The sequence below is a fragment of the Microcoleus sp. K5-D4 genome, assembly GCF_036704575.1.
Lineage (GTDB): Bacteria > Cyanobacteriota > Cyanobacteriia > Cyanobacteriales > Microcoleaceae > Microcoleus.
Genome location: NZ_JAUBSD010000188.1, coordinates 1 through 2,504, shown reverse-complemented (window position 1 = coordinate 2,504; position 2,504 = coordinate 1). Strand labels below are relative to the sequence as shown.

Below are 2,504 nucleotides of genomic sequence, written 5' to 3'. Positions count from 1 at the left end.
ATCTCTTGTTTCATCTGTAGAAAGAATTCTTAAAGAATTTGGAGATAATTATGTAATTAATTTTGCTTAACTACTTAGTTTAATCGAACGCCGAGTTGAAGTTGACACAATCTTTGAGTCTCGCGAACAATTGCTGGAAGTGGCAAAAGCCAGCGGTGGTCATGTTCGCCAACTCATCCAGATTATGCGAACTGCTTCCATAACAGCTAGAGGTCGCGGTCACGATAAAATAATGGCTGAAGATGTTACCTATGCAATCAAACAAGAACAATTTAATTTTGAACGGATTATCCCGCAAAATCATTATCCACTTTTAGCTCAAGTTTGTTTGACAAAAAATATTAATAAAGATGAAATCAGTGAGTTGATGTTATTCAATCTTTCGGTTTTGGAATACAACGGCAAAAATCGATGGAACTATCCGAATCCGGTGGTGAAGCAAAATGAAGAATTCCAAAAAGCTCTCCGAGATGCCAGAGAATCCAATGTTAACCCAGAACGACCGTAATTCACAAATTGGGCGATTTTTAGCTGTCAATCAGCAAGCATTTACTCAACTTTTGACGTTTGTTGATTTTTCGGAGAATTTGACTATCGGGTTTGCAGAAGTTAATTTTAATGCGGAAGCTGATTTGCTAATTGAGGGATTGAAAAATCATCCGATTTCTCAAGAAACTAAATTTGAAGTTGTGAGTTTTGATGAGAATTTGCGTTTTCTCCGAGATGAAATTATCAAGATTTTACCTACTATTAAGCGAGAGCCAAATAAAAAATTAGTTTTAATTGTGCGGGGATTGGAAAAGTCGATCGGCAAATTTGACGAATATCCTCCGGTATTACAAGACCTTAATTGGGTGCGAGATGCTTATAAAACCAGCGTTCCCCATCCGATCCTGTTTGTTTTGCCGGACTATGCAATTACTCGTTTGGCGAAGTTTGCACCGGATTTTTGGGCGTGGAGATCGGGAGTATTTCTGTTTAAAACTACTCAAGCTACTAGAGATGATGCCGTTGCTAGGACTCTTGATTCGGAAAGGAGTTTTAGTACATTAGAAACGCCTGAAAAGCAAGAACGCATTGAACTTTTAGAGTCTTTGTTGATGGACTACAGTCCGAGTCATTCTGGAACTGAAAGAAATCCTAGTGCTTGCAGCAATATTTTACATCAACTGGGAGTTGCTTATCTCAGTCAAGGAAAGCCAGTTAAAGCGAGGGAGTATTTAGAAAAAGCTTTGGAGTTGACTGCGGAAAGTAATAGTTTTTTGCTGCGATCAGAAGTTTACAATGAATTGGGGAACTCTTACAAGCAAGAGGGACAACTTTCGGAGGCAATCAGTGACTATCAAGCATCGCTGGAAATTAGTCGCACACTGGGAAACCGTCGCGGTGAAGCTAATACTTTATCTAATTTGGGGAATGTCTGTCAGGATTTGCGGGATTGGCAACAGGCGACTGTTTTTTATCAGCAATGTTTAGAACTTGAACAAGAAATTGGAGATATCTATTCTCAAGCCAGTACCTACCAGCATTTAGGATGGGTGGCAAAACAGATGTGGAATCTGAGTGAAGCTGAGCGTTACTATCAACAAGCTTTAGAGATTTATCGCGAATATAATGATCGCTATGGTATGGCAAGTAGTTGGGGACTATTGGGAGATATCCAGCGTAAGCGCAGCAATTGGGATGAAGCAGAGAGATTGTACCGCCAATCTTTGGAATTAAGGACTGAATTGGGCGATCGCTCTGGTATGGCATATACTTGGGGATCGTTGGGAGATATCGAGCGAAATCGCGGCAATTGGGATGAAGCAGAGAGATTGTACCGCCAATCTTTGGAATTAATGACTGAATTGGACGATCGCTCTGGTATGGCAACAAGTTGGGGAGTATTGGGATATATAGAGCGAAATCGCGGCAATTGGGATGAAGCAGAGAGATTGTACCGCCAATGTTTGGAAGTTGAGATAGAATTAAGTGATCGCTCTGGTATGGCAAATAGTTGGGCATCGTTGGGAGATATCGAGCGAGATCGTGGCAATTGGGATGAAGCAGAGAGATTGTACCGCCAATCTTTGGAATTAAGGACTGAATTGGGCGATCGCTCTGGTATGGCATCTACTTGGGGATCGTTGGGAGATATAGAGCGAAATCGCGGCAATTGGGATGAAGCAGAGAGATTGTACCGCCAATATTTGGAATTAATGACTGAATTGGGCGATCGCTCTGGTATAGCAACAAGTTGGGGAGTATTGGGAGATATCGAGCGAAATCGCGGCAATTGGGATGAAGCAGAGAAATTGTACCGCCAGTCTTTGGAATTAAGGACTCAATTGGGCGATCGCTCTGGTATGGCATCTACTTGGGGATCGTTGGGATATATCGAGCAATGTCGCGGAAATTGGGATGAAGCAGAGAGATTGTACCGCCCCTGGGGGGGTGACAAAGATGCCTAAGAGATAGACCGAATCAGGGTTGCAGCCCGCATACCTTGTTGGTAAAAGCGG

At 42.2% G+C, this 2,504-nt stretch carries 2 protein-coding genes; both read left to right on the top strand.

The features are described 5' to 3' along the window. Nucleotides 1–130 precede the first annotated feature (130 nt). Nucleotides 131–508: a hypothetical protein gene (locus QUA77_RS28895; RefSeq protein WP_333454049.1), complete on the top strand. Its 378-nt coding sequence runs from the start codon at nt 131–133 to the stop codon at nt 506–508. Beyond that, nucleotides 486–2,453, top strand: coding sequence for a tetratricopeptide repeat protein (locus QUA77_RS28890; protein ID WP_333454048.1), 1,968 nt, complete (start codon nt 486–488; stop codon nt 2,451–2,453). The genes QUA77_RS28895 and QUA77_RS28890 overlap by 23 nt, the downstream gene beginning before the upstream one ends. Nucleotides 2,454–2,504 lie beyond the last annotated feature (51 nt).